Raw genomic sequence first — 23,149 nt, 5'->3', positions numbered from 1 at the left:
TTTATTTTGCATTTTCACTATCATTCATATTAGATCTATGTGAAATAATCCTGTCAAAATCTTCTATGTAATCTACTTCTGCCCAAAAATTCTTTTCGACATCTCGGACATATATTTTGATTTCATTTGATAATTCGTATAAAATGTTTTCCCACCATAAATTATGTTTTTGTTTATTTATCAAAGAGTCTAATTCTTTGCTAAATTTAGGTATGGCTTCCTTTCTGATAATAGCGATACCAACGTATTCCCCTGTTGTATCATCTTCTGAAAGCTCTTTGCCATATTTTTCCAAAATACCATCATTGTACTTTAGTTTGTAATCTGCCTCAGTTATCCTTGTTTCATCAGATAAAAGTAAAAATTCTTTTTTTTCACTTTCTATTATTTGTAATATAGGTTTTTCTATATAAACATCACCATTCATAATTAAGAAATCATCATCTGACAAAAATTCTTTTGCAAACCACATTGATGCAATACTATTTGTTGCATCAAAAAAAGGATTATAGAAATATGTGATGTTAAAATCTTCTAGTTCCTTAATAATAACCTCACTTCTGTATCCTAATATTATCGCAATATCGGTTATTCCGTTTTCTTGTAGCAACTTGATAGTATAGCGAATAAGTGTTGTCCCACCAATATCTACAGTGCACTTAGGATTCCCTGATAAATGTCTACTAATTCTTGTACCTCTTCCTGCAGCTAAAATTATTGCTTTCATATTATTCTTTTCCTTTCTAAATCTCTCAATGCATCTAATAATAAATCTATATCGCTTATAGTAAGATTACCAATGTGTCCTATCCTTAACATTTTGTTTTTGAGTTCTCCCCCACAAGGATTTACCACTAATTCATATTCATTTCTCAATATTTCAAATATGTTGTATGCATCCACACTGTTCGATTTAAACACAATTGGAGTTAAACAATTCGACAAGTTATAATGTGGAATATAGACAGGTAAATCTGCAATAGATTTTCTAAAATATTCCGCAATTTTAGTAACTTTATTTAACTCTACCTCAAGGCCACCTCTTTGGATTAATAATTCGAGCCTTCTATGAAGTTGGTATATTATTGAAATAGATGGTGTAAAAGGTGTTTGTCCTCTCAATGAATTTTGAATTGCTTTTTGTAAATCAAAATAATATGTTTTCGATTCATTTTGAGATATTAACATTTTTGCCTTTTCACTAAAGTTTATAATGCTTAACCCAGGCATTAATGACAATGCTTTATGTGAACTAAAGATTAGTATATCTGTTGATAAATTATCTAGTTTCCCCAGATCAGATAAAAACGAACTAATTGCATCAACGACCAAAGTAATATTATTATTTTTACAAAAATCAGATACAAGTTTTAAATCATATAAAACTCCTGTTGAAGTTTCATGATGATTTATTAAAAATCCAGAAAAATTTTGATGTAAATATTTTATAAGATGTTGATCAGTCAATTTTTCTCCAAATGATAACTTTATTTCATGATAATTAAAATTATATTTTTGACATATTTCAACGAATCTTTGTCCGAATGACCCTCCGTTGACAATTAATAGTTTATCTTGCGAATTAAAAAGATTTGTTATCGCAGCTTCCATTGCGCCAGTACCGGATGAAGAAATCAACAAATTGCTATTATCTGACTGCAATAATGTCTTTAGCATTCTATCAACTTCAAATAAAATATCTGAGAATTCTTCAGTTCTAAAATATGGTATTTGTTGTATTCCAATATCAAGGATATCTTTTTGCATTTGAACTGGACCAACCGTAAAAAGTTTCATTATTTTCATTCTCCTCTATAATCAATAATTTTTGTAAAAACATTAATATACTCGTTTTTGATTTTTTGCCGATCAATTTTATCATGAGCATATAAAATTGCTTCTGAACTAAGTCGTTTGTATTCATCGTGATTCATGGCAACAAACTTTTTAATTACAGATAAATATTCATCCTTTTTGTTAAGAGGGATGCTGTGCAAAAACATCTGATCTGAATTTGCTTGCCAAGGAGTTTGATCACTTGTAATCACAGAACACCCCATAATTAGCGCTTCTGGAATCACGTGCCCATAATTCTCTGATTTTGTTGGAAACAAAAATACATGATTCTCAGTAAATACTTTATATACATCTTCATGTGAAATCACACCATTATAATTGACTATAATATTTTTTGGATAATTTGCAATAATATTTTTGCAGCTTTCCCAATAAATAGTGTCTTCTATTGGTCCATAAATATTAAAAATAATATCTCCACTAAGATTATTGATTACACTTAGTGCAAAATCGAGATTCTTTTTTGGGTGAATCCTAGAAATAAATACAATTTTTAAATTATTTGTTGATTTCTCAATTGGTATTCCAACATTTTGAGTGGGACCAATGGAAATATTATCCAAGAAGAATATTTTATTTTCACGAACCTTGATATGCTTTAATATTGATAATCTCTCTTCCATTGAAGTAAATTGATAAAATACAGTTTTACTTTTGAATAAACTCTTAAATATAAAAAGATACATATATTTTTTTATTTTTTTTCTAAACGCATTCTTACATAATTGGCCTCGAGGAGCAATCAGTGCAGGAATATTACCTTTGCCTTTTAAAATTGGTATTACAATTTTATAACTAAATAGTGAATTAATATAGATTAAATCCGGGTTAATCTCTTTTAACAAATTATTAATTCTTGATTTAGTAAAAAAAGAATCGGGCCAATATAATATATTATAATTCTCTTTGATCATCCATGTGTCCTTAATGTCCTTAAATCTTTCTTTTGTTCCTAAGTCGTGATCTTTTGTAACTATGTAGAAATCAATTTTATCGCTTAACAATCTACAAAGATTATCAATACTAACCACTGGACCACCATGATTCATTGATGGGAAAAAGCCACCTAAAAAAATAATTACTTTCATTGAACATCTCCTTGTCTTGTCCCTAACCACTGACCAAATAGATAATCATATTCTCTAGGCTCAAAATGCAAAAGTCCTGATCCATGAATAAAGGTTAGTTCTCCAAAAAACACTTGATTGTCAACACTAAATAAATCAACTCTGCAAAAGGTAAATTCACTTGATAGTTTTCTAGAAATTTCAACCATCTTGTCGAAATTTTTTGGTTTTGTAATTGTTCTGTTTTTTATGTTATTATTATTTATTCTTAAATCTAGAAGATTAAAATCAATATCATAAAAATTACATTCTGGATTTCCTTTACTTCCACTCTCATTTATAATTCCTGTACAAACCATGACAATTTTAGGAATACCATTGAAACACATAAATTTATAGTCGAAAGGTAGATTCCCTTTTGAATCTTTAATCGGTTTTTCGACAATAATCTTGGGAACTATATTTTTGTAATTCCATTCACGCTCCATAACATAGTGATTCCTACTCATATATATTTTAAATGTTTTTTTAATTTGCTTCTCTTTCATAGTAGTCTTGTCTTTAACATATAAATTTGTTCCACTAGCGTGATTACATTTAAGGAAAAACTCATTTGGAAGAATGCTTAAATCTATCTCAGAAGAGTTATCAAGTACAGAAATTATTGGGACCAATATTTCACTTAAACCTCTAGATATGACATATTCTCGTACTTGAAGTTTATCAGTGCATTTTGTTAATAGGGGATTACGATTGTGTAATTTCATGACTTGTAATTTTTCAGAAAAAGTTGTTGGATTTTGAAAGTTTATATTTCTACCTACTATTTTTTTATATCTTCTTTTGATATACTGTTCATCATTCCAAATACATAAAGCGATTTTTTTCCATATTGTCTGTAAGCGATATATATAAATATATGGAATAATTTTTTTAATAACATATTTAATTCTCATCTTGTTCACCCTCAAAACCTATAATTTCAGCAACTTTTTTATAATAATTCTTTTCTGTAAATTCAATAGCAATCTTATAGGAATTCTTCCCCATTGAATCAATCTTATCTTTATTATCAATCATCCACTGAATTTTTTCTACTAGACTTTCAATATTACCAGGTTCGATTATGAATCCATTTTCTTCATCTGTAACATAGTCTGAAGCACCGGAATTCTTTGTAACAATTACAGGCATCGAAGAAGCCATAGCCTCTATAATAGCTTGTCCAAACCCATCAAATAGTGAGGGAAATATTAATACGTTTGAGGTTGAGTAAATATTACACATTTGAGATTTATCAATTACTCCTAAGTATTTTATATTTGCTGGTAAACTATCTATATATTCTTTTGATAATTGAATATGCCCTACAAATTTAAATTCTGCGCTAGAATGTAATTTTTTTATAGCTTCAAGTAGATAATGAAATCCTTTTACTGCAGTAAGTCTACCTACAAATAAGAAATTTACTTTATCTGCTATATTGTGTGATTCCCTCATATTGAAAAAACGACTATCTATAAAATATGGAGCTATCGAAATCTTCTTACTAATTGCGTTTTCAAATGTTTCAGTTAAGGATTTTTGAGTAAAAGTAGAAGCAACTAAAAATCTATCAGACATTTTGATTTCGTGTAAAGATCTATCAGACATTTTTTTTGTAAATGATTTTTTAGTTCTTTTCAAATCCTTTGTAAAATTATAATTTTTTTGAATTTCAAAACTAATAATTTTGTTAATGACATTTATTGGTATGCTGGACATATCAAGAATTTTAATTAAATTTGAGTTGATTAAGTACTTATATAAAAAGTACGAATAAGTATCAAATGAAATAATATATTTTATATTTGTGTTTTTCCTTATGTCCCTCGCGACTTTCTTTGAAAATATTTTCGTAAGCCACTCCCTATATACATTTAAAAATCTCTTTGGGATATGTGTTTTCCCTAAACCTATAAAAATTAAACCTAAAATTGTATAATAGGATTTAACCTTTTTATCAAAAGGAAGATTCATTTTACTGCTAAGTTTATATTTATATTTTTTAGGGAGAACAGCATTTAATAACTTATAAAGAAATGTGTTTTCATCAAAATACATTGTTGTATATAGGCAACTGAGTCGATCATGCTTATACAAAACATTAGCTAGTAAATGAGAGTGTTGCTGAATAGGGTGAACAACTACTACATCATTTTCAATCATTTTATCTCCTCCCTATAAAATCTTTCTAAAATCTCAACAGAATATTTGACTTGATAATTATCATTAAAAAAGCTGTATGCATTTTTTGACAAGGCCACTAAATCTGTGCTGCATATTTTGAGAATTTCTCTCTGAAATTTACTAACATCATTAGATGGAGACCAAAACCCACACTTTGCATCATATAAAATAATGCTTTTTAAATCTGTGATTACATCAGATATTAAGAGAACAGGTAGTCCTTTTGATATATAAGATAAAAATCTAGCAGGTATATTTGGTATCGTAAACTTGTAATTCAATGATATAACTCCTATATGACACTTTTTCACTAATTCTTCGTATTCATTCCTGTCTAATTCTCCTAAATATACCACATTTACTAGTTTGTTTTCTTCAATAAAATCATGAATATATTTACTATAAGTACCTGTTCCAGCAATTAAAAACTCTATATTTGTCAAATACTTAACTTCCAATAAACAATCCATCAAATACGGAATATCTTGTGGCAAACCCAAATTTCCACCTATTAGAAACTTTATCTTCTCATCCTTTGAATGACTAAAACTGTACTCGTATTTTTTCATTGTATTAGGAAAAACTTCAATCTTACTTCTATTAAGTTGTTTATTGTTATCAATAACGTAATTCTTATTACCTACAGACATACATCCAATTCTATCTGAAATTCCATATAACTTTTTTTCGATACTCCTGTAGTATTTATACACTAAAGAATTCTTTTTAAAGTAGTCCAAATCGACTCCGTTTTGAGGAAAAATGTCTTTAAGCATCAAATATGATTTGATTCCTTTAACATTTTTCTTTATGTACTTAACCAAATAATAAAAAGAAATAGGAGGAGTTGGGTGGAGAATCAAATCAAACTCCTTTCCTTTGAGAACTTTGTTGTAAGTTCTAATCATTAAAAATGGTAAAATCAATTGAGTCAATCCTTTTATCAATTTACTTTTTACAAACTGATTTGGTACTTTAGTATAAATTATTTTTATTGAATTCGCGGTTACAATCGAACTATATACCGTTTTTTTTTTATAATCACAAGTAAGTATGGTAACTTCATGATTGTTTTTTATTAGTTCAGTCACCAAATCTGCATACACTCCAGCTGTTTCAAAATCAAATCTTTGTGACAGGTATAAAATTTTCATTTTAACTTCTCCATATACTTATGGTATTTGTATTCGCTATACTTTTTATCAAGATCTACGAAAAAATAATTATGATTAGTTAATCTTTTTTCTATAGGAGGCAAATCTTTATAGTTCGAGCCATAATCAAGTTTAAGATATTTTTCTATATCGCTAGGCACAGGAAATAAATCATCTTCGAAATCAAGTAGTGTTATGGTTTTAAACCATTCGCTAGGATATTTGTGTTTTACCTCATCACCATAAAAAGTTGAAAAAAAATTATCATCACCCAAATTATTTGTATAAGTATAATTATTATTAATAAATTTACGCTTTAACTTCTTCGGATATAGTAAAAGCACTTTACAAATAGTTTTGACAATGAAGTTTTTATTTTTAGGCACTTTTCTATATACAAATAGCCTATAAATAAATCGAGATGCTATTTGAACATAATATTTAATTTTGTTATTAGAGCATTTAAAAAGTGGATAAACATCGATAAATACTCCATGGTTTATGTCATCGTTTACTGTATCGTTTTCAATTAGAGTAGTGTTTGATAACCTTATTCTATCAACTGCATATCTATATGCTTTATCAGTTTCATATGATTGATAAAATAGATTAGAAGATTTGTTTTTCCTAAATAATTCAATTATTTTATCACGATCTTTTTGTAAAATAAATACATCAATATCATCATCCCAAGGGATGAAGCCCTTATGTCTGAAAGCTCCTAATGCTGTTCCATATGCTAAATAAATGTTTATATCATTTTTTTTACACATATTATAAAATTCAATTAGTATTGATAATTGAATAGACTTTAATCTTTCTGCGTCATAGTTCATTCATTCACCTCTATACTTATTATCTATATGGTCTTTATCCATATCTATATTTTTTTCATCGTTAATAAATTCTAATCTCTATTAAACAAGTCTCTAGTATATATTTTTTCTTTAACATCCGATAGTTCTTGATAGAATCTATTAGAGACAATAATATCACAATAACTTTTGAATTCTCTCAAGTCTTTCATAACTTTGGATCCAAAAAATGTTGCTTCATTTAAAACAGGTTCAAAAACAACGACTTCAATACCTTTTGCCTTTATTCGTTTCATAATTCCTTGTATAGCAGATTGTCTAAAATTATCCGAATTACTTTTCATAACTAACCTGTAGATCCCAACAACATTAGGTTTTTTGGCCACTATCATCTCGGAGATATGGTCTTTTCTCGTTCTATTAGCATCAACTATTGCTTGCATAATATTTTGTGGAATATCTTTATAGTTTGCTAATAACTGTTTAGTGTCTTTAGGTAAACAATATCCGCCATATCCAAATGAAGGATTATTATAATGTGAACCGATTCTTGGGTCTAAACCTAATCCTTCTATTATATCTTTTGATTCTAAACCCCTGACTTCAGCATAAGTGTCTAATTCATTAAAAAATGCCACTCTCATTGCTAAATATGTATTCGAGAATAATTTAATTGCTTCGGCTTCTGTAGAGTCAGTAATCAAAACTGGTATATCCTTTTTTATTGCACCTTCTTTTAACAAATCAGCAAAGATTTTTGCTTCATTAGAATGTTCACCGACAACTATCCTAGAGGGGTATAAGTTATCATATAAAGCTTTTCCTTCTCTTAAAAACTCTGGAGAAAAAATAATTTTTAATTTGGGATATTTTTTTCGTTGCTCCAAAGTATAACCTACAGGAACTGTGGACTTTATGATAACAGTTGTTTGGGGATTCAGTCTTGCAACATCATAAATCACATTATCAACTGAAGATGTATCAAAATAGTTTAGTTTAGAATCATAATTTGTTGGAGTTGATATAATAACAAAATCAGCATGCTTGTATGTTTCTTCCTTATCTAGTGTCGCTTTTAAGTTTAGTTTTTTATTTAATAAATAATCTTCCAACTCAGAATCTATGATGGGAGATTTCTTGTTGTTAATCATATCCACTTTTTCATTTATTATATCCAATGCTATCACTTCGTGTTTTTGACTTAATAAAACTGCATTAGATAAGCCTACATAACCTGTACCAACTACTGCTATTTTCATAATATCCTCCATTATTTATATTCTTTTAAATAATTTAATTATTCCCATTAAACTTTTCCATTGTAGCAGAACTAGATGAACTGATTCCTTCTCTCCTAAGTACTTTTATTATTGTTTTTAATATAATTCCTATATCGTGTCGAAGTGTGACATTATTTATATATACTACATCTAATCTGAATTTGTCTTCCCAGCTTAATGCATTACGTCCGTTTATTTGTGCGTATCCTGATAATCCGGGTCTTACTTCATGTCTTTTACTCTGTTCAGAATTATATAATTCAAGATACTCAACTAATAATGGTCTTGGACCTACAATACTCATATCCCCTTTAATAATATTTATTAATCCAGGTAATTCATCAATACTTGTTGAACGAAGAAATTTTCCGAACTTAGTTAATCTATCACCATCAGGTAAAAGTGATCCTTGATCATCTCTTTTATCCGTCATGGTTCTAAACTTATAAATTGTAAAAATTCTCTCATTTAAACCAGGTCTTTTTTGCTTGAATATTATAGGACTTCCAAGTCTTACTCTTATAAAAACAGCAACAATCAACAATAATGGTGACAATACAATTAGAGCAGTTAATGAAATTATGAAATCAAATGCTCTTTTAAAGTATTTCTCATATATTCCTTTTTTATGCATTATCCCATAATCCTTTTATGATTTCGATAATTTCATCTAATTGCACATCTTTTATTTTTGTATCACTTGGTAGACATACCCCATTATTAAATATGTATTCTCCTACATTACTACCAACATAATCATATTTTTCAAAAAATGGTTGAAGATGCATTGGTTTCCATATAGGTCTTGACTCGATATTTTCTTTTTCTAGTGCCTCTATGATATCTAGTGGTCTCACTTTCCCTTTTAAGATGATACTTGTTAACCAGCAGTTGGGATTGTTCCAATCATTAACAGGCATAAACTCAATATCAGCAATACCCTTAAGACGTTTTCTATAGTAATTATATATGTATTGTTTCTTAGTAACCCTCTGATCTAAGACTTTTAATTGTCCTCTACCAATTCCTGCGACAATATTGCTCATTCTGTAATTAAATCCTAATTCAGAATGCTGATAATGTCTCGCTATATCTCTAGCTTGTGTAGACCAAAATCTTACTTTTTCAACTCTTTCTTGATTATTAGATACTAACATACCTCCACCCGAAGTTGTGATGATCTTATTACCGTTAAAACTAAAGATTCCATAATCACCAAAGGTTCCAGTATATCTGCCTTTATATGTAGTTCCTAAACTTTCAGCTGCATCTTCAATTAATGTCACATTGTATTTTTTACACATTTCTAATATTTTATCCATATCAGCCGATAGCCCATACAAATGAACTACTATTACCGCTTTTGCATTAGGATATTTAATTAAAGCTTCTTCTAAGTATTTAGGACTCATATTCCAAGTCTCTAAATCACTATCAATAAATACAGGTATAGCTTTTTCATATATGATAGGATTAGCAGTAGCTGAAAAAGTTAATGATTGACATAAAACAACGTCACCCTCTTTAACTCCACACGCTCTTAAAGCCATATGGATAGCTGCAGTTCCAGATACTAAAGCTGCCGCATAATCAATACCCACTTTTTCACAAACCTCTTTTTCAAAGTGAGTTACATTTGGACCAAGTGGGGCAATCCAGTTAGTATCAAAAGCTTCTTTAACATATTCTTGTTCATAACCTTCATCACTCATATGTGGTGAGGCTAGATAGATTTTTTCTTTCATTTGACCACCTAATCAAAGAACTGAATGATTTTTTTAGAATCATAGTTCATAGCTTTTAATTTATCAATAATTTTTTTGTTATTCGTATAACTAGAAATCAATATGCCATCATGTACAATATTATTAATCATATCTAATGATACAATTTCATTTGAAACAATCTTTTTCCCTTGTTTATCTTCATCGTCATCTATAACACAAATAATATTTAAAGGAAAATCATGATTCAAAGCAATTGTTTGAAGAAGAATTTCAGCAACTTCGCCTGCACCATACAAAATTATATCTCTATAGCCCTTTATTACAATTTGATCTAAAAAATCAATGATGTTCTTTTTTGCTTTATTATAAACACCTAAGGATGAATTTAAATATCCGATGTTAAGTACTTTTTTCTTTTCAATTCCTTTTTTAGTCAAAAAATAATATACAGTCTTTGTTGATTGATAACTTTTCTTGATCAACCCTTCTTTTTCATAATCATTTAAATACGAGTTAATCATTGAAACAGCAACGCCAACTTCTTTACTCAGTTTTCTTTGAGTTATATCTTTGTTTTTATCAATAGAATCTAAAATAAGAAATTTTCTGTATTGTGTTGTCGGTTTAAAAAACAGATTTTCATTCATATTATTCACCATCTATAAATTGACTTTATTTATTATGTTAAAGAGTTCTTCTAGTTTATTTATTAAAAATTTCTCTTTCACATTTTGGAAATAATTACTATCTTTGTAGTAACCTTCTCTATAAATTCTTACTGTTGTAATTGGGTGGACAGCACTAACATAAAAATCTTTTCTTGGATTATCACCGATGTAAATCATCTCAGAGTAATGAATATTTAATTTTTTTGACATTAATTCAAATGGAATCACGCTAGGTTTCCAGTACTCTTTACCAAGTTCATCAGTCATGATAATTTCATCAAATAGATTGTTTATGTTTAAAGATTCAAGTTTCTTCTTTTGTGTTATAAAGTACCCGTCTGTTATAATGCCCAGTTTATAGTTTTGATCTTTTAATTTATTAATGACTGGAAGCACACCTTCAAAAAATGAAATAACTGGTTTGTGAGACCTATAAACATCTATTAACTCTTTTACATCTATCTCACTACCGAAATTTAAATCATCAATCATTCTGTTAAAAACTTTATTTGGATTAGTATTATGCAAGTTTTGAAGAATTTCAAAAATTTGTTCAGAAGTATTTTTTTCCACTTTATTGGAAACATATTTTGATACTGCATTAAAGCCACTCACAACATAATCTTTTTCAGATATTAAAGTATCATCTAAATCAAATATTATCGCTTTTATCATCTTGTATGACTCCATCTTTTAAACATATTGATTTATCATATCGTAGAAAAACTAAATTTTCCTCATAATCTTCATTGTAAGTAAGTTTCTCATTCAATAATAGCTTATATAGATTTTTACAAGAGTTTGCTCCACTTTGAATACTCATTGGAGCTCCTCCACCAAACCTTGGATTGATTTCTATGAATTTAACATCATTATCAACCAGCATCAATTGCACGGTTATATGTCCTATTGGCTTTAACGTATTCATAAGTTTAGCAACTTCATCAATTACTATTCTGTTCTTAATAATTTTGCCTTTAGAGATTTCGCCACCTCGAACTTGCATTCTTAGTCTTGGGACAATACTAATTATATTGGATTGGAAGTCTAAAAATACATCTACCGTAAACTCATCCCCTAAAATATACTCTTGAATCATGGGTTTTTTTATTAGTTTTAAATGATTATTCAATTCGTCTTTACTATTTACTTTAAACGCATTTATGCTTGAACTTCCATCCACAGGTTTAATAAAAACTGGAAAAACTATATTTTGATTGTCTAATTCATATAACTTTGGAATGTTAAATCCTTTTTCTTCAAGATAATAGTGAGTTTTAATTTTGTCTCTACAAATCATTATAACTTGTTCGCTCGATATTAAAACTTTTGCTCCTGATTTTTCAAAAATATAATCTTGATTTTTTGAAAGTAGCATTAGATTTGTATCAATTGTTGGAACAATAAGTTTTATTTGCTCTTTTTTACTATTTTCAATTATCTCATCTACATAAGTAGGATTATCGATTCTTGGTAGAATAACCATTTTATCAGCAAAATATAAAGCGGGTGCTGTATTTGAGCAATCGGCAGCAACAACTTTTGAGTTTATATTTAAATCCTTAGCTGCATTTTTAAAAAGTGTTACAAGTTCTACTCTTCTTCCTGCACTTAATATTAAAATATTATATTCGCTCATAATCTACTCCAATCTCTTACTTTGTTCGATAATTGAATAATTCTATTTTATATGATAATCGGTTATTTTACAAGGGTAATTCAAGTTTTTGTTAAAAAAACGAACAAAAGTTTCAAAACGATTTCTCATATTTTCAAAAAATGTGGCTTCAGTAAATAAGACATTCCCCTACACGGTACCCTTAAAGCCCTTTAATTAAAAGACCGGGGGGGATATAAAAACAATGAAGATGATGCATCTTCATTGTTAGATTGATAGAGTTATATGTATTTTTACTTAAACAGTTGTTGAATGAGATACAACATTTCAGCTTGTGGCGTTTTATCTATATCACGACCAAACCACTTCCCAAGTTTTGCATTGTTTAGGATTGTGGATGCTTTATCCTGAACACATACATTCTTATCAAAGTTATGAAAGAAATCGATTCTACTTTTCATCATAAAATCTTTTATTTCAAAAATGTGATCCTCATCGAAATGATAAGACACATTTATTTCTGAAAACATTCTTAAATAGGTTTGAACCAACCCTTCTGGATAATCCATTTGAATCATCATCTTATATAATTCATGTTTAAACAGATCGTAATCAACCTGAATATCATCTTCAACTTCATACTTAAAGATTATTGTCAGTCCACTAGCGTCATTACTAAAACAAAGCAGCCCAAACTCTTTAATTGGCAATAACAACACATGCCATGTAAAAAGGTTATATCCTTCTTCTCTTTTAGATGGTAAGACAGTATTTTGTAATTCATCATAAGCGAGCCTCGCACAATAAAAGTACATCATCATTTCCTCCTTTTGCATTCTAGAATTACTTGTTTCATTTTTAGATATTTTTTTGAAACAAGTTGTATCAAGATAACTTTTTATTTCATTTCTAATGACAACATTGAAATAAAAGTAGTGTGAATCAAGCATAAATACAATCTTTTTACATTTTATGATGGACAGGGTGAGTTTATTTCCATGCAAACTGTAATCACTTACCAGTTAAAAATGAGCCACTCCTATTTACTATCATTTATTAGCTACCAATTCTAAATGCACTCAATTTCTGGAAAATCTAATTTTCTCGTTAATATGGTTGTTCAACAGAGTGTAAAGGCATGGTACACTTCGCCTTACACTATGTTGAAAATATGCTACTTACGATACTGTTCACATCTATTAGTGCCAGTGATTTATCTATCCTATCAAGGACTTAAACCATGATTCAATCGATGTATTAGAATCCTCATTGGTTAAGCGTGATAAGTTTTTGGTAATCGAAGATTCAAAGAACTTATATCGATCATCAATTTTTGTTGCAGGTCTTGATGCATAATTACATAAATAACGCACTGCTTGATAGAGTAAATCACCATCATAACTCGTTAATAAGTCTTCAAATAGTTCATTATATTTGTAGATATCAAGTGAATATTCGTTGATATAGCGGTATTCAATAAGACAACTCGTAAGATAATGTTTCTTCGGTGCGTGTTCTAGAATATCTTTTTTCTTTCGTTCAAAGATTTTTTGTTTCTTCGTTTTCTTTGGCTTAGACTGTTGCTCTTTCTTTACCTCTTTTAGAATTTCACCTGGTTGGGTTGGATGTTCTAATAACCAATATTTATCATAGGCTTGATTCTTGCGACTTTTTGTCGCAATTAAAAACCGTTTTTGAATCCCTCTTGATGTTATAATTCCCTGTGATAATAAGTCTTGATCAATTAAATCAATATAGCCTAAATACAAAATAATTTCTTGTAACTTATTTTTACCATTGATGTATTTCCCGCCAATGCCGTTTAATAACACATACGCTAAATCATTAATAGATGCTTCTAAATAATATCCATTCATATATACATTGGTTAGCGTTAGTAAATAACACATAAACCCAATCGGTCCATAGCGATGCATCAATTTGATAATTTTGGCATCGCTAAAGAGATTGACATCGAGATTAAAGAAATCTAATCCTGCACTACTTTTTGACATAACGCGGATACTCCACTTCTGCTAGCTTCTTTAAAAAATCATCAATATGCTTTTTTGAGAATCGCCATTTACCAGCGACTTTAATTCCCCGTAATTTCCCAATGTAAATATAGTTGTAAATGGTTCGTGGTGTGACCCGCAAATAACTGGCTACTTCTTTAACTGTATAATGGGTAATATCTTCTTTAATCATGTCGTTTCCTCCTCGTCACGAAATAAATAATCATTGATTCGAAATTCTGAATCATCATTCATCCGGTTAATGTTATGCGCATAAATTAACGTTGTCTCAATATTTTTATGCCTTAGTAACTGTTGGGTGGATTCTAACGATCCACCCGACTGTAAGTTAAGATATGCCGTCGTGTGTCGCAATGAATGTGGGGTATGCTTCTTGTCATAAATCCCAGCATGTTTCATTAACCTCGTAATTGCTCTTCTTAAAGTATTTGATGACAACTGTTGGCAACTTGATGTATCGCCATGCGTAACAAATAAATACCTAGCATTATCTGTTCTTTTGTGTAAATAATCATTGATCGCATCCGTCACTTCGTTCGATAATTTTACAAAAGTATCTGCCCCATCTTTTCCTTTTCCGTGGACATAAAGAATCGAATACTTAAACAATCTTGAGACATCTGCCTTTTTTGCCCGAACAACTTCAATTGATCGTACGCCTGTGATAATCATTAACAAGATGATTGCGAAATTACGGTACCCCGTAATATCGGTTCGTTGTTGCTTCGCCACTTCAATGAGTTTGATGGCCTGTTCTTTGTTTAATGGTTCTTTTTTATAGTTGTGATCAATCTTTGCGCCTTTGATTTTCTCTGCGATATTAAATTGATAGATATCATCTAAGGCAAATTGTCGTTGATTTAACTTTAACCATTGATAGAAATTACGAATCACGACAATTTGTTTTTGAATCGTATTCGCCCGTAAACCTTCTTCCCACATGTGTTCTCTATAATCGATGATGTCTGAACGTTTAGCAAACTGAATATTATGTCGTTTTAGGTAATAGACATATCGATCTAGCAAGGCCTTATAACTCCTGATGCTGTTTTTCTTAATATCAAGATTGTCACAATATAATGTTATTAATGGTTCTAATGGATGTATCTTAATCATAATAAAATCCTCTCTTGATACTCTTCTTCTAATAGGTATAAGTTATCTAATGATACTTGTAATGCTTGAGCAATCTTATATGCTGTATGGATTGACATCTTTTCACCCTTATTCCCTTTTTCTAAATCACCATAATAATTAAGACTAATTCCCATCATCTCTGCCATGTCTTCCATCGTATAATCATTTGTTTTTCGATAATCATATAAGTAATATCGTATGAAAGAAATAGGGCTTTGCCCTTTTATCTTTAATTTATCCATTTATCTTTTGCTTTACGCTCCTTTACTTTGTCATAAAAACAACGTGAAATCGGCCGAATTTAACGTGTTTATCCAACACAAAAAGTTGATTTTCATCAACTCATTCTTATATATTGGGATCTGTTTACGCCATATCAAACTTATTGTTGGTGATATATAAACATCACCAAACACAACGTTGAACACGGTATGAGACACTTCACACACAGGACATGTTTTTTGGTGAAAATCATGGTGGTGAAATATCGATATAGTTTCAAGTCTAGTTCGATTGGAAGATTCCAATCTACAAGAACAAGACACTTCTTGCTTATCCATATTTTATCAAACAAAACCACAAATAAAATGAACCAAGAAAGAAACTATTTTCACAACACATATGATGTAGCGCTTAAAGCACTAGTCGCTTAGCAAAAGTATATTTCGATAATGCTCATTTCATATAAACAACATCAAATTGATAAATATATTACGATATAATTAAGAGTTACCATAATAATTGTGAACGCACCTGCTTTTAAAAAACAACACATCCGGAATGCAAAATCATTAAAATAATCAATTATTTCTGTAAAAAAGTTTAATTTGAAGTATAATATTTAAGTATTTACTAACAACAGGAGGCCCTTTCGATGCATTCACCGTATCCCAAAATAGGCAAAACAATGAGACATGGCCATGGCTATTCTCAAACAGACCTATATAAAGCATTAAATAGAACCTATGGTATTTCTTCCATTCGCAATTATGAACAAGGAAAACGTAATGCCCCTGCTTCATATTTGGTTGCGTTATCAAAATTATACCAATGTACCATCCAGGATTTATTTGATTGTGAACCTACCCATCAGATTCATCACACAATTGATACCTTGTATTATGCTTATGAAAATCACAAAGTAAAAAAAATCAAACCAGAGCCATTAATTAGTTATGATTTTAATCAATCAATTGATATTGCAACTAACCGGTATCAATACTATCAACTTACCGCACATGACCAGACCCTAGAGTTACCAACTGATACAAGATTGTTACTCCGTTTAAAAACAACAGATAAAATCGATGTCACATCTACAGAACGAATGTATTTAATTACCGTACCAAAAGCAACGCATCCAGAATATGGAAATGATAACTCAAGCAAAAAAAGATTAGACCCCGCTGTTATGAACGCACGCCGAGGATCTAAACAATTCATTACAAGGGCGAAGCTCATTACTGATATTAAACAAGGAACCTACGTGATGTATTATGATCATCGAACGATCAAACACATGGGCTACCGAGAATTTTTAAGTACAATTGATGGCATCGTCGAAAAAATAATGTACGATTTTCACGATTTACCATCTGTTGATGATGTTCAAATGACATAACCTTTGATATACTATACTTGGTGAAAATCGAAAACGGGACATGTTCTCCCCTTATAGGGGAAACATATCTCGTTTTTTTATGTCTTATATTAAGACCCTACCAATAAGACCATAAACCTTGATAATAAACTTTTTAGAGGTAATATACATACTAACAAAAAGGAGGTTTTCACCCATGAACACATATGTAGAAATCATTGAACCAACAATACGGTTTAAAGATGAAAAAACCAATGAAATCACAATTCAAAAAAAGGTCGCAGCCTATGCCCGTGTATCAACCGACGAGACTGATCAATTAAATTCTTATCAAGTGCAAATCAAAGAATTTACAAAACGAATTAAAGATAATCCGGAATGGGAATTTGCTGGTATGTATAGTGATGAAGGCATCACTGGAACCAGTATGAAAAAACGGATTGGGATGCAGAACATGTTAGAGGCTGCTAGAAACGGGAAAATTGATATGATCATCACCAAATCAATTTCCCGCTTTGCGAGAAACACAGTTGACATGCTTACCGTAATCAAAGAAATGCGGGAAATCAATGTCGAAATTTATTTTGAAAAAGAAAACATTAGTAGTGCTGACCCAAAGATTGATTTCATCTTAACAATTATGTCATCGATCGCCCAAGAAGAATCAAGAAACATTAGTGAAAATACCAAATGGGGATTTCGCAAACGCTTTGCTGATGGACAATTAATGATGACAACAACGTACTTCCTTGGCTACGATAAAAACGATGAAGGCGAACTCATCATTAACAAAAAGCAAGCTAAAACCGTACAGTACATCTTCAATCAATATTTAAACGGTATGGGCATCACAAGCCTTGCTAGACATTTAAAAACACAAGGCTATAAAAATGAACGAGGTGTTGTCACTTGGTACCCTGATACCGTAAAAGAAATCTTACGGAATGAAAAATACGTAGGTGACCTTATGCTACAAAAAACAGTCACGATTGATTATCTTTCCCATAAAACAGTATCCAATGATGGCCACGCCACAAAATACTATATCAAAGATAATCACGAAGCCATTATTGATCGAGAAACCTTTGATATTGTCCAAACAATGATTCATGCAAGGGATATTATATTAAGTAACGATAACAAAGAACGTTATAAACATCTGGCTCATAAACCAATTAAAGGATTGGTATACTGCAGTAGATGCAAACGCATGTACAATTCAAAAATGCACAACTCAGGCACAACCTTCAAAAAACGCATGTTGAAGTGCCATACAGACAGAAACAATCCTCACAATTGTGACAATCCATCGATTCATGAACCACTAGTCGAACAAGCAACACTCCATCTCATTAAAAAACTCACCAAGACAGAAGACATGCAACAAGCTCTCTTAGCCTTTATGGAAAAATCCTTAGAACAAATCAATTCCCATGAACCCCTAAAACAGTTAAAAGAAAAAAGTGTTGATTTAGCGAACGAACTTAAAAAACATGTCCGAAACAAAATACGTTCCGGCATGTCCGATGAAGAATATGATAGTATTTACTCCAAAATTGAAGGGGAACTAGAACAATGCGAAATAGACATCATCAACCTAAGAAATGAAATCAACCGAGAACTTCTTACAAGACGTCGTCTATACGCCTTAAAGAGCTTTATTGATTCCAATTACGAAGACAAACGAATCATCAAAAGCTTCTTTGGAATGATTCTTGTCATGGGCAAGAATCATCTTCGCTATGTTATTGATAATATCTTTTCAATCATTGATGATTTACATGACAATATTGAGGTATTAATAACAATGAAACCCTTTTTAGTAGGACAGTATTATGATGACACAACAAAAACAAAATTGACATACGAGGTAATAACCTATGAAGGATATTAAAATAATACAATCAAAACAAGCAAAAGCATATAAACATCAAATCAAACGGGTCGCAGCATATGCCCGCGTTTCCACTAAACAAGAAATGCAAGAATCTTCTTTAGATATACAGGTCCGTTACTACGCAAAAGAGATCATCTTTCACCCCGACTATATCTTTGCTGGTATTTATTATGATCACGGCAAGAGTGGTACATCTATGAAAAAACGTGATGGCTTACAAGCATTACTTAAAAAAGTCTATGCTGGCCATATTGATTTAGTCTTAGTGAAATCACTATCTCGCTTTGCAAGAAATACCATTGATGCGTTAAAAGTCATTCAAGAAACAAGAAAATTAGGTGTAGAATTCTTCTTTGAAAAAGAAAATCTCTCTTCTCTTGATTATACGATTGATATGATTCTTACAATGATGGCAGGACTCGCTGAAGCAGAATCTCAACAAATATCATCAAACATCCGATGGGGACATCGCAGTCGAGCAAAAAATGGTAAGTTACATATACATCCATGTTTTGGTTATGACATCACCAAAGACCGAAAATATATCATCAATGAAGATGAGGCAGAGACTGTTAGAGCCATTTTTCAAATGAAACTAGCAGGAGAAAAACCAGGTACAATCCTCCGCTATGTACAAAGTAAAAACCACCGAACCACTCGTGGTTATCCCTTTACTAAACCTAGTCAAATACAAACGATTCTAAAAAATGAAAAATACGCCGGGAAGATAATTTATGGTAAAACCTATATTAAAGTCGATGGTTTAGAAAAAAAGAGCTGTATTAACAACGGTGAACAACCAAAATACATTATCAATAATCATCATGAACCGATTATTGATATCGAAACGTTTGATGCAGTTCAAGCTATTTATGACAAGCAGAAAAGAAAACAGAAAAAAAGGAAACGATTAGACCTTGAACACTACGAACAATTTGGGTATTCCATTCCGCATAAGAAAAAGATATACCGATTACAAACCAATCTTGATGTCAATGATGAAGAAACCAATAAGCAAGATTATCTCATTAGTTCCCAACTCCCGCGTTTTTACCACAAGCACCTATCCAAAGTACTCTACCGATCATTAAACGCCTTATCGCGAAAATTTGGCCGTATGGAACTCATATTTGATCACCATACGAATAACTTGTTATCCAAGGATGATATATTAACAGAGTTAACAGACCAGGAACATATTGTTGAAGATTATATGAGACAATATTATGCACTTGGACGCAAAACACCAAAAAGTAAAAAAGACCGGATGTTACTCTACGAACTAGAAACACTCATCATTCAAGAAAGTATCAATTATACTGCATTAGAAGATGAATACAACAATCTAGAAGAACACCAGCAACATGTACTCGACATTAAAAAACGTATCAAAGCATTAACGTATCCAACACAAAGCTTAAACCCTGATATCATAAATTCTATTTTTGATGGTTTACTAATAGCTGATTATGATACGATCATTTTATTTATCAATGTAACAGGAAAAAAACTAAACCATCATACAATGAAAAATACAGAAGCGAAACCGCTACTGCATACTGGTGCCTACAAAACAAAAGGTAGAATTGATACAACAATCAAATGGAGTATTCGTCTTTGTTAATTTCCCAGGCAGTATAAACAGATTGATCACTACAATCCCATGTATCTATTAATGTTCCATCTACACAAGCAACAACATGTCCCGCCATTTTTAAAATATAATTGCCTTTGGGATAAAGTAAAACGAAATCTTTCCCCTTTATTCTAGGTTCCCCTTTTATAGGTTTAAATATTAATCGAGGGTAGTCTTTCAAATAAGCATATAAAAACTTGGATTCCCTATAACTAGCGAATCCAAGTTCTCTTTTCTTATTATTCAAACGTCTTCTTGTTTCAAAATAATCTGAATTCGTTGCAGTAGCAATAGCTCTAACAACACAATCGTTTGTTTTGATTCCCTTTGGATGGGCATTAAATTCTTTAAACATATGTAGTCTCCTCTTCTTTTGGGTTACTACATATATGGCATAATTATTGTAATAGTTCAAGTTTTATCATAGAAAATATTATAGTTGAGTTATGTGGGAAATTACTTTTTGAAATTTGAACAAGCGTCTTCTAAAATTTCAAAATCACAACATCTCTCACTGATCTGATGACCGTTCTTAACTTTTTCATATAATACTCTAGCTTTTCTTTCTAATTGGTTTTTTCCTTTTTTCAGATGGATATATTGATTAATTAAAATTAATCTGTATTGATAATCTTCATTGTTGAAATCAAACTCTATTATTTGTGATTCATGGACAGGTATCATGTTATTTAGATTAACGATACCATATTCACCTTGTTTAATTTTAAATACATCTAACATTGAATTTGACATCTTTTTATGTTTATTTTTTGGTGATGATAAAGGAGCAAAATAATTATAACCATTAATTGTAATCAATACACCTACATATGGCCTTTTTTGATTATAGTTTTTAGGAACTTTATTATCAATTTTCCTTAGATGTTTGATATATTTATCTTTTACGCGTACCACCCTAAATGACATAATTTCCTAACCTTCCCTTAATATAATAATAAGGCGGCGCTTAGCCACCTTATTTATTATTTTTTATTCCCCATTTACGGCTGAGGGTCACCGACTTTTTTATTACTCACTTAATGGTAGAGTATCACCAACTAATTAAATTCTCACTTACGGTAGAGAAATACCGACTTTTTGTAATCAAAATATTAAACTAAAGATAGTAAAAAATTGATTACGTATATATTATAGGTCATATATGGACCAATTGCAAGTGAAATGTAATAATCTCCATAACTGCTTAGACAAGAAATTAATTAAGATTTACTAAGTAGTAAAAGAACTCACACCAGAAGTAATGAAAAGGCAGCAGTAAATCTACTACTGCATACTGGTACTAATAAAAATTAAAGGTAAATACAATGTAAAAAATAAAATGGAGCATTGTTCTTTGCTAATTTTGAAAAACCATTAATTAAAATGCTTTCAAGATGCAAATCGGCTTTAAACTGATATATAAATTATCTTCTTTTTGTTTTATCACAAGAGCTTTTTTCACTATAACCATGATTAATTTTACAAATCTACTATTGATGTAATCACAAATTTAGGGCTGATTTCCTTTCCGGTTTTGTCTAACTTATATGTTTTAAAACCTGAAAATTTATACTTTGAGATAACTTTATAATTTCTTTCCTCAAGTATTTCGTACTTTCCTTTAATTAGTTTATCGTCTTCATTAATAAATTTAATTGTTTTATTATCGATATCAATTGCATGTGTTTCTCCAATATAAGCAAAAGGTTCTTGTACTTCAATATCAAGATTTTCCATAACTTGATCAATTCTTTGCACTTGATTTCTTGTAACAACTTTGTTTACAAAATATGAATTATCTGGAGATGATGCTATTACCCTGATAGGACTTTCTAACCTACTGATACTTTCAGTAAACTTTCGTAACCCCGGAATAATTTTAGGATTTGCTTTAATGATTTCTCGTATAACTTCATCTTTATCACTTGAGACCATTGTAACTATTTTCTTTATATTAGTATCAGTTTGATATTGATTAAATAACGTTGTTTCTTCATCAGTATAAAATCTCAATACTAAAGAACCCAATGATGGCACCATAAAGAGATTAGCAGAATTTCCTATTCCTGAGAACAAAGATCTTATACCAGAAAGAATTTTTTCAAAATCAAGAGCATTAGCTCCGTGCTTGTTTGTATTAGGATTCATAACAATTTCAAATGTAGATTTATTGGTCTCAGAAGTAAATCTTACAGCATCCTCAATGTATTTGTCCACATCGTTGGAAAATCCAACTAAAATGTTATCTTGCTTAAAAACTGTATCTCTAATATCTTTGGATTTCTCAACTACAGTTATATTGCTATTTGTATCTATGTCAAGAAAGTGGACACCTTAAGTAAGAATTTCTCTCTTTGAATAATGAACTTCATGAGGAGTTAAATAATCGATGGATCCGTGGATCCTTTTTCGATTATAGAACCCTTCA

Annotated in this window: 24 protein-coding genes; 3 read left to right on the top strand and 21 right to left on the bottom strand. The window is 30.3% G+C overall.

Annotation, left to right across the window (positions count from 1 at the left end; genetic code table 11):
* Position 1: 1 nt before the first annotated feature.
* From UMR38_06485 to UMR38_06400, 18 genes are all read right to left on the bottom strand, one after another.
* The gene (locus tag UMR38_06485; GenBank protein ID MEC9485506.1) at positions 2-727 is read right to left on the bottom strand and encodes a phosphocholine cytidylyltransferase family protein; all 726 of its coding nucleotides are present in this window, start codon (positions 725-727) and stop codon (positions 2-4) included.
* Entirely contained in the window at positions 724-1,797 is a 1,074-nt protein-coding gene (locus UMR38_06480; GenBank protein MEC9485505.1) for an aminotransferase class V-fold PLP-dependent enzyme, read from the bottom strand. The genes UMR38_06485 and UMR38_06480 overlap by 4 nt, the downstream gene beginning before the upstream one ends.
* Positions 1,798-1,802: 5 nt before the next feature.
* Positions 1,803-2,945 (bottom strand): glycosyltransferase, encoded by a 1,143-nt coding sequence (locus UMR38_06475; GenBank protein MEC9485504.1) that lies wholly within the window; start codon positions 2,943-2,945, stop codon positions 1,803-1,805.
* Positions 2,942-3,880 (bottom strand): ATP-grasp fold amidoligase family protein, encoded by a 939-nt coding sequence (locus UMR38_06470; GenBank protein MEC9485503.1) that lies wholly within the window; start codon positions 3,878-3,880, stop codon positions 2,942-2,944. Before UMR38_06470 ends, UMR38_06475 begins: the two co-directional genes overlap by 4 nt.
* Positions 3,870-5,132, bottom strand: coding sequence for a glycosyltransferase family 4 protein (locus UMR38_06465; GenBank protein ID MEC9485502.1), 1,263 nt, complete (start codon positions 5,130-5,132; stop codon positions 3,870-3,872). Before UMR38_06465 ends, UMR38_06470 begins: the two co-directional genes overlap by 11 nt.
* Positions 5,129-6,307, bottom strand: a complete 1,179-nt coding sequence (locus tag UMR38_06460) for a glycosyltransferase family 4 protein (protein MEC9485501.1) — start codon at positions 6,305-6,307, stop codon at positions 5,129-5,131. The genes UMR38_06465 and UMR38_06460 overlap by 4 nt, the downstream gene beginning before the upstream one ends.
* Positions 6,304-7,143 carry a LicD family protein gene (locus UMR38_06455; GenBank protein ID MEC9485500.1) on the bottom strand — a complete coding sequence of 280 codons (840 nt, stop codon included), beginning with the start codon at positions 7,141-7,143 and terminating at the stop codon, positions 6,304-6,306. Before UMR38_06455 ends, UMR38_06460 begins: the two co-directional genes overlap by 4 nt.
* A 71-nt stretch (positions 7,144-7,214) precedes the next feature.
* On the bottom strand, positions 7,215-8,381 hold the full coding sequence (locus tag UMR38_06450; GenBank protein MEC9485499.1) for a nucleotide sugar dehydrogenase: 1,167 nt from the start codon (positions 8,379-8,381) through the stop codon (positions 7,215-7,217).
* Between the two features lie 34 nt (positions 8,382-8,415).
* A complete protein-coding gene (locus UMR38_06445; protein MEC9485498.1) occupies positions 8,416-9,036 on the bottom strand; it encodes a sugar transferase in 621 nt (206 codons plus the stop codon).
* Positions 9,029-10,147, bottom strand: a complete 1,119-nt coding sequence (locus UMR38_06440; protein MEC9485497.1) for a DegT/DnrJ/EryC1/StrS family aminotransferase — start codon at positions 10,145-10,147, stop codon at positions 9,029-9,031. Before UMR38_06440 ends, UMR38_06445 begins: the two co-directional genes overlap by 8 nt.
* An 8-nt stretch (positions 10,148-10,155) precedes the next feature.
* The gene (locus tag UMR38_06435) at positions 10,156-10,776 is read right to left on the bottom strand and encodes a winged helix-turn-helix domain-containing protein (GenBank protein MEC9485496.1); all 621 of its coding nucleotides are present in this window, start codon (positions 10,774-10,776) and stop codon (positions 10,156-10,158) included.
* Between the two features lie 12 nt (positions 10,777-10,788).
* Positions 10,789-11,472: an HAD-IA family hydrolase gene (locus tag UMR38_06430; protein MEC9485495.1), complete on the bottom strand. Its 684-nt coding sequence runs from the start codon at positions 11,470-11,472 to the stop codon at positions 10,789-10,791.
* Positions 11,450-12,436 (bottom strand): ATP-grasp domain-containing protein, encoded by a 987-nt coding sequence (locus UMR38_06425; GenBank protein MEC9485494.1) that lies wholly within the window; start codon positions 12,434-12,436, stop codon positions 11,450-11,452. The genes UMR38_06430 and UMR38_06425 overlap by 23 nt, the downstream gene beginning before the upstream one ends.
* A 272-nt stretch (positions 12,437-12,708) precedes the next feature.
* A complete protein-coding gene (locus UMR38_06420) occupies positions 12,709-13,233 on the bottom strand; it encodes a hypothetical protein (protein ID MEC9485493.1) in 525 nt (174 codons plus the stop codon).
* 399 nt (positions 13,234-13,632) lie between these two features.
* Positions 13,633-14,430: a Lin1244/Lin1753 domain-containing protein gene (locus UMR38_06415; GenBank protein MEC9485492.1), complete on the bottom strand. Its 798-nt coding sequence runs from the start codon at positions 14,428-14,430 to the stop codon at positions 13,633-13,635.
* The gene (locus UMR38_06410) at positions 14,417-14,623 is read right to left on the bottom strand and encodes a helix-turn-helix domain-containing protein (protein ID MEC9485491.1); all 207 of its coding nucleotides are present in this window, start codon (positions 14,621-14,623) and stop codon (positions 14,417-14,419) included. The genes UMR38_06415 and UMR38_06410 overlap by 14 nt, the downstream gene beginning before the upstream one ends.
* Positions 14,620-15,567, bottom strand: coding sequence for a tyrosine-type recombinase/integrase (locus UMR38_06405; GenBank protein ID MEC9485490.1), 948 nt, complete (start codon positions 15,565-15,567; stop codon positions 14,620-14,622). Before UMR38_06405 ends, UMR38_06410 begins: the two co-directional genes overlap by 4 nt.
* Positions 15,564-15,830: a helix-turn-helix transcriptional regulator gene (locus UMR38_06400; GenBank protein ID MEC9485489.1), complete on the bottom strand. Its 267-nt coding sequence runs from the start codon at positions 15,828-15,830 to the stop codon at positions 15,564-15,566. The genes UMR38_06405 and UMR38_06400 overlap by 4 nt, the downstream gene beginning before the upstream one ends.
* A gap of 632 nt (positions 15,831-16,462) precedes the next feature.
* On the opposite strand from UMR38_06400, the gene UMR38_06395 reads away from it, so the two are divergent.
* From UMR38_06395 to UMR38_06385, 3 genes are all read left to right on the top strand, one after another.
* On the top strand, positions 16,463-17,209 hold the full coding sequence (locus UMR38_06395; protein ID MEC9485488.1) for a helix-turn-helix transcriptional regulator: 747 nt from the start codon (positions 16,463-16,465) through the stop codon (positions 17,207-17,209).
* 175 nt (positions 17,210-17,384) lie between these two features.
* A complete protein-coding gene (locus UMR38_06390; protein MEC9485487.1) occupies positions 17,385-19,082 on the top strand; it encodes a recombinase family protein in 1,698 nt (565 codons plus the stop codon).
* Entirely contained in the window at positions 19,069-20,709 is a 1,641-nt protein-coding gene (locus UMR38_06385) for a recombinase family protein (GenBank protein ID MEC9485486.1), read from the top strand. The genes UMR38_06390 and UMR38_06385 overlap by 14 nt, the downstream gene beginning before the upstream one ends.
* Here UMR38_06385 and UMR38_06380 read toward each other — a convergent pair.
* The 3 genes from UMR38_06380 to UMR38_06370 all read right to left on the bottom strand — a co-directional run bounded on the left by UMR38_06380 (position 20,684) and on the right by UMR38_06370 (position 22,938).
* On the bottom strand, positions 20,684-21,076 hold the full coding sequence (locus UMR38_06380) for a hypothetical protein (GenBank protein MEC9485485.1): 393 nt from the start codon (positions 21,074-21,076) through the stop codon (positions 20,684-20,686). The genes UMR38_06385 and UMR38_06380 overlap by 26 nt on opposite strands.
* 101 nt (positions 21,077-21,177) lie before the next feature.
* Positions 21,178-21,636: a type III toxin-antitoxin system ToxN/AbiQ family toxin gene (locus tag UMR38_06375; protein ID MEC9485484.1), complete on the bottom strand. Its 459-nt coding sequence runs from the start codon at positions 21,634-21,636 to the stop codon at positions 21,178-21,180.
* Between the two features lie 564 nt (positions 21,637-22,200).
* Positions 22,201-22,938, bottom strand: coding sequence for a hypothetical protein (locus tag UMR38_06370; GenBank protein MEC9485483.1), 738 nt, complete (start codon positions 22,936-22,938; stop codon positions 22,201-22,203).
* Positions 22,939-23,149 lie beyond the last annotated feature (211 nt).

The sequence above is a fragment of the Candidatus Izemoplasma sp. genome (assembly GCA_036172455.1).
Taxonomy (GTDB): Bacteria; Bacillota_I; Bacilli_A; order Izemoplasmatales; family Izemoplasmataceae; genus JAIPGF01.
Note: the sequence above shows the minus strand (reverse complement) of the source record. Positions and strands in the feature narration are given on the sequence as shown.

Coding starts and splice junctions, on each gene's coding strand:
- UMR38_06485 (MEC9485506.1), bottom strand. CDS start 727: ATGAAAGCAATAATTTTAGCTGCAGGAAGAGGTACAAGAATTAGTAGA.
- UMR38_06480 (MEC9485505.1), bottom strand. CDS start 1,797: ATGAAACTTTTTACGGTTGGTCCAGTTCAAATGCAAAAAGATATCCTT.
- UMR38_06475 (MEC9485504.1), bottom strand. CDS start 2,945: ATGAAAGTAATTATTTTTTTAGGTGGCTTTTTCCCATCAATGAATCAT.
- UMR38_06470 (MEC9485503.1), bottom strand. CDS start 3,880: ATGAGAATTAAATATGTTATTAAAAAAATTATTCCATATATTTATATA.
- UMR38_06465 (MEC9485502.1), bottom strand. CDS start 5,132: ATGATTGAAAATGATGTAGTAGTTGTTCACCCTATTCAGCAACACTCT.
- UMR38_06460 (MEC9485501.1), bottom strand. CDS start 6,307: ATGAAAATTTTATACCTGTCACAAAGATTTGATTTTGAAACAGCTGGA.
- UMR38_06455 (MEC9485500.1), bottom strand. CDS start 7,143: ATGAACTATGACGCAGAAAGATTAAAGTCTATTCAATTATCAATACTA.
- UMR38_06450 (MEC9485499.1), bottom strand. CDS start 8,381: ATGAAAATAGCAGTAGTTGGTACAGGTTATGTAGGCTTATCTAATGCA.
- UMR38_06445 (MEC9485498.1), bottom strand. CDS start 9,036: ATGCATAAAAAAGGAATATATGAGAAATACTTTAAAAGAGCATTTGAT.
- UMR38_06440 (MEC9485497.1), bottom strand. CDS start 10,147: ATGAAAGAAAAAATCTATCTAGCCTCACCACATATGAGTGATGAAGGT.
- UMR38_06435 (MEC9485496.1), bottom strand. CDS start 10,776: ATGAATGAAAATCTGTTTTTTAAACCGACAACACAATACAGAAAATTT.
- UMR38_06430 (MEC9485495.1), bottom strand. CDS start 11,472: ATGATAAAAGCGATAATATTTGATTTAGATGATACTTTAATATCTGAA.
- UMR38_06425 (MEC9485494.1), bottom strand. CDS start 12,436: ATGAGCGAATATAATATTTTAATATTAAGTGCAGGAAGAAGAGTAGAA.
- UMR38_06420 (MEC9485493.1), bottom strand. CDS start 13,233: ATGATGTACTTTTATTGTGCGAGGCTCGCTTATGATGAATTACAAAAT.
- UMR38_06415 (MEC9485492.1), bottom strand. CDS start 14,430: ATGTCAAAAAGTAGTGCAGGATTAGATTTCTTTAATCTCGATGTCAAT.
- UMR38_06410 (MEC9485491.1), bottom strand. CDS start 14,623: ATGATTAAAGAAGATATTACCCATTATACAGTTAAAGAAGTAGCCAGT.
- UMR38_06405 (MEC9485490.1), bottom strand. CDS start 15,567: ATGATTAAGATACATCCATTAGAACCATTAATAACATTATATTGTGAC.
- UMR38_06400 (MEC9485489.1), bottom strand. CDS start 15,830: ATGGATAAATTAAAGATAAAAGGGCAAAGCCCTATTTCTTTCATACGA.
- UMR38_06395 (MEC9485488.1), top strand. CDS start 16,463: ATGCATTCACCGTATCCCAAAATAGGCAAAACAATGAGACATGGCCAT.
- UMR38_06390 (MEC9485487.1), top strand. CDS start 17,385: ATGAACACATATGTAGAAATCATTGAACCAACAATACGGTTTAAAGAT.
- UMR38_06385 (MEC9485486.1), top strand. CDS start 19,069: ATGAAGGATATTAAAATAATACAATCAAAACAAGCAAAAGCATATAAA.
- UMR38_06380 (MEC9485485.1), bottom strand. CDS start 21,076: ATGTTTAAAGAATTTAATGCCCATCCAAAGGGAATCAAAACAAACGAT.